This is a genomic window from Moritella sp., from assembly GCF_033791185.1.
Classification (GTDB): Bacteria; Pseudomonadota; Gammaproteobacteria; order Enterobacterales; family Moritellaceae; genus Moritella.
This window is the reverse complement of sequence record NZ_JASJHF010000095.1, coordinates 1-3768: the sequence shown is the minus strand read 5'-3', so window position 1 is coordinate 3768 and position 3768 is coordinate 1. Positions and strand designations below refer to the sequence as shown.

The window sequence follows — 3768 nt, the reverse complement described above, 5'->3', positions numbered from 1 at the left end:
ATCGGCTTATCAAAAATTAATCGCATTGTGCAATTCTTTTCACGCCGTCCGCAAGTTCAAGAACGTTTGACGCAACAAATCTTAGTGGCACTGCAAACCTTGCTTGATTCGCAAGATGTTGCCGTGAGTATTACGGCTACGCATTATTGTGTAAAAGCGCGTGGTGTGATGGATGCAACAAGCGAAACAACCACGACATCGCTGGGTGGTATTTTTAAATCACGTCCAGAAACAAGAGCTGAGTTTTTGCACTGTCGTTAGTTGATACAGGTCGTTAATAGCACTTGTTATTATATGATTAACCTAAACTGTAATTCTCGAGTGCTTCCACTCTGCAGTTTAGGTTTATTTTCCGCATTGCCATATTTGGTCATAATTCATCTTTGTTCATCATTTTAGTGTAATTTAATCGCCACACTTGTTTGCTTTAATAGTCTCATTGATAATAAATGAGCAGCTGAAATGAACCCGATATTAAAACTAACGATACTATGGCAGTTACGCTACAGCCACCAGCATTTTGCACAACAGTTATTATTGTGCGGTTTTGTTGTTTGCTTAACGGCAATAATGAGTTTGATCGTAACCAATTCCAATCGTAGTTACGCTGTGGACGCGGCGTTATTGTCTCTTTATGAGGATAATTCGACGCAGGGCTTAGTCAATGTGGATGGTATTTATGCCAACGCGATCAACTTAGATCGGCAAACGAGTGTGGATGTAACACTGGTAAAGGAGCAGCTTAAGTATGAACAAAAATTAGCAGATTTAGGCTTTGTATTAGAACAATATCAAATGATGGAGTTACAAGCTTTTAAATTTGTTATCGATGTACCAACACGAGAACAAGTGACGACGGTGATGCTAATGCATTTACAACAAATGTTGACGGAGTTTACTGCGTTAAATCCAGATATTAATGTTAATTGGCAGATAGATCCAAATAATGCGCTTAAGTTAATTGTGCAATTGAATACCGAGCGACAACGACATTGGGGTGGGGCAGGGTTTATGATTTAACTAGAGTAAGTGACCTTACCCTAGCTAATCGTCATATGGACATTAATATGTGTTTGATTAACCAGCTATTTTTTCAACTGGTTTAGCCAAAATATTACGTTTTTCTTTGTTAACTTCGGCAATATTAACGCTGATCACATCACCTAAGCTATATTCAACTTGATCTTTAATACTAATTTGACCTGTTTCGATTAAGCATTTAACTTCTTTCTTATTATCATGTAATAAGCTAGCAGGGATAAATGCAACCGCACCATTTTCAAGTAAACGCACACGTAAACCACCACGGTTAACATCCATAATACTGGCTTCGAATGCTTGTTTGCTTTCTACTGCTGGTGTGAGGTAATCAACATATAACCAAGACGAGATATCACGTTCAGCCATTCTGTGCTGACGGCGACGTTCTGACATTAAGATAACTTCATCTTCTGTTGCAGAACGTGCTGTGCCTTTAGTTAATGTTGCTTTAATTAGGCGATGGTTAAGAATATCACCGTATTTACGAATTGGTGAAGTCCATGTTGCATAACCTTCTAAGCCCATTGCAAAGTGACGTTCTGCACTTGCGCTAATTAAGCTGTAGCTTTGCATACGACGTAAACGACTGTCTAAAGCAGGATTCGCTTTTTCAGCTAATAAACCTTGTACTTCAACATAACCAGGTAGAGATTGGATATGCTCTTTGGTACATTCAATGCCGTGCTCAGCAAGTAGTTCAACAACCAAGTCAATCTTCTCTGGATCAAAGCCTGCGTGGGTATTAAATACACCTATGTCGCCATTTTTACGGAACAAACGTGCCGCTGTAATGTTAGCTGCAACCATTGTTTCTTCGATCATTTGGTTAGCAATACGGCGATGCTCAACGTGAATAGCAAGTACATTACCACTCTCGTCTAGCTCAAAGCTGTAATCTGGTTGGTCAGGGAATACGATCGCATTCTTTTTACGCCATTGTTGACGGTGACGTGCAAACGTAGCCAGTGCTTGTAATTGCTCAGCTAATTGCGCTTCAGGTTGCCATTCAGTTGATACTTCTTCAATCCAATCTGAAACTTGCGTATAAGACAATTTGTGCTGCGAGGTGATCCAGGCCGTGAAGAATTCGAATTCTTCTGCCAGTGCACCATCTTGGTTAATTGTATAAGTACAGCATAGTGTTGGGCGTTTTTCACCAGCAACTAATGAACAAACACTGTCACTTAATTCACGTGGCATCATCGGGATATTACGGCCCGGTAGATACACAGTGAAAGCACGCTCTGCCGCAATTTTGTTTAGTGCTGAATCAGCTGGGATATAAGAGGTTGGATCGGCGATCGCAACTGTTACTTTTAAATTACCTTCTGCTGTTTTTTCAACAAGCAGTGCATCATCCATATCTTTAGTCGAAGCTGAATCAATAGTGAAGAATGCTTTATCGGTAAGATCAACACGTGCTGTGTCATCGTTAAATTCAACCGAATCAGGCATAGCTGGTACGTCTTTAGCTAAATCTTGACGTGCTAATGTAACCCACCATGGTGCATTGGGATCGGTCTCAGTGGCAACGAAACTTGTTACTTCTGCTGCAAAGCTACCGTCTTTTAATGCGTGAGATTTAAGTTGTGCAACAACCCAATCACCATCACTCACTTTCTGCTCACCTAAACCAACTAATTTTGCTTTAATTGGCACGTTGATAACAGGGCTATCAGCAACAATAGTCAGTTTGTTTTTAGTAATGCTAATACGCGCAATAAAACGGGTTAACTTAGCTTCAACTAAGCTATCCGGTTCTGCTGATGTTTTATCACCGTTGGTTTCGATATATGCTTTAATTCTATCGCCGTGCATGATTTTCTTCATGTGCGGCGGAGCAATGAAATAGCTTTCGCCATCATCCGCTTCAAGGAAGCCAAAACCACGTTCAGTGCCTTTAACTGTGCCTTCTACACTAGGAGTGTTTTGGCGCATATTCTGTTTTAATTGAGATAGTAGTGGATTGTCGCGAAACATGTAAAGCCTTCCTATAATGAATTGCGCATACTATACGACAGAGAAGGGCGAAGTGCCACCCCTGATGCGGGGGATTTGTTGTAAAAAACAGTAATGTTAAATAGCTAACTTTAGCTATAAAAATTACAAACTATTTAACTAAGTGATTGTTACTGCTAAATAGTTTGTATTATAGCTACCAGCTTACAATAGCTTCTCAATGTCCTTTATCATGCCTTTTGGTGACAGTGTTGGTGCAAAGCGCTCGACAACATCACCGTCGCGGTTAACTAAAAATTTAGTGAAGTTCCACTTAATCGCTTTACTACCTAACAGACCTGTTGCTTCTGATTTTAGCCACTTATATAGCGGGTCGGCATTATCACCATTAACATCAATTTTGCTAAACATATCAAAGGTAACGCCAAAGTTCAGCTGACAGAAGGTGTTGATATCAGCATCAGATCCTTGTTCTTGTTGCTTAAACTGATTACAAGGGAAACCAAGAATAGCTAAGCCTTTACTCGCATAAGTTTGCTGTAACTCTTCTAATTCAGCATATTGATTGGTAAACCCACATTTACTGGCGGTATTTACGATCAGTACTGCTTGGCCTTCATAATCACTGAGTTTTTTCTGTTCGCCTGTGATTGTTGTTACTTCGAAATCATAAAGTTTCGTCATCGTAAGTACCCTTATAAGTATAAAAAATAGAAGTGCAATTAAATAGGTTGTGCACAATATAATGGTTGTTGTGATATTAATATG

General features: G+C 39.7%; 4 protein-coding genes. 2 read left to right on the top strand and 2 right to left on the bottom strand.

Annotated elements, in window-relative coordinates:
• A partial coding sequence (locus tag QNK26_RS05945) for a GTP cyclohydrolase I (protein ID WP_319221506.1) occupies window positions 1-261 on the top strand: 261 nt, incomplete at its 5' end.
• Between the two features lie 201 nt (window positions 262-462).
• Window positions 463-1020 carry a GTP cyclohydrolase gene (locus QNK26_RS05940; protein ID WP_319221504.1) on the top strand — a complete coding sequence of 186 codons (558 nt, stop codon included), beginning with the start codon at window positions 463-465 and terminating at the stop codon, window positions 1018-1020.
• Between the two features lie 57 nt (window positions 1021-1077).
• Here the strand turns inward: QNK26_RS05940 and QNK26_RS05935 are convergent, their stop codons facing one another.
• Together QNK26_RS05935 and QNK26_RS05930 are read right to left on the bottom strand one after the other, a co-directional pair.
• Window positions 1078-3021: an exoribonuclease II gene (locus tag QNK26_RS05935; protein ID WP_319221502.1), complete on the bottom strand. Its 1944-nt coding sequence runs from the start codon at window positions 3019-3021 to the stop codon at window positions 1078-1080.
• Window positions 3022-3204: 183 nt separating this feature from the next.
• Window positions 3205-3684 carry a glutathione peroxidase gene (locus QNK26_RS05930; protein ID WP_319221500.1) on the bottom strand — a complete coding sequence of 160 codons (480 nt, stop codon included), beginning with the start codon at window positions 3682-3684 and terminating at the stop codon, window positions 3205-3207.
• Between the last annotated feature and the right edge of the window lie 84 nt (window positions 3685-3768).

What these genes read in the sequence shown, in the direction of transcription:
- QNK26_RS05940 (WP_319221504.1), top strand. Translation starts at nt 463, where the DNA reads ATGAACCCGATATTAAAACTAACGATACTATGGCAGTTACGCTACAGC.
- QNK26_RS05935 (WP_319221502.1), bottom strand. Translation starts at nt 3,021, where the DNA reads ATGTTTCGCGACAATCCACTACTATCTCAATTAAAACAGAATATGCGC.
- QNK26_RS05930 (WP_319221500.1), bottom strand. Translation starts at nt 3,684, where the DNA reads ATGACGAAACTTTATGATTTCGAAGTAACAACAATCACAGGCGAACAG.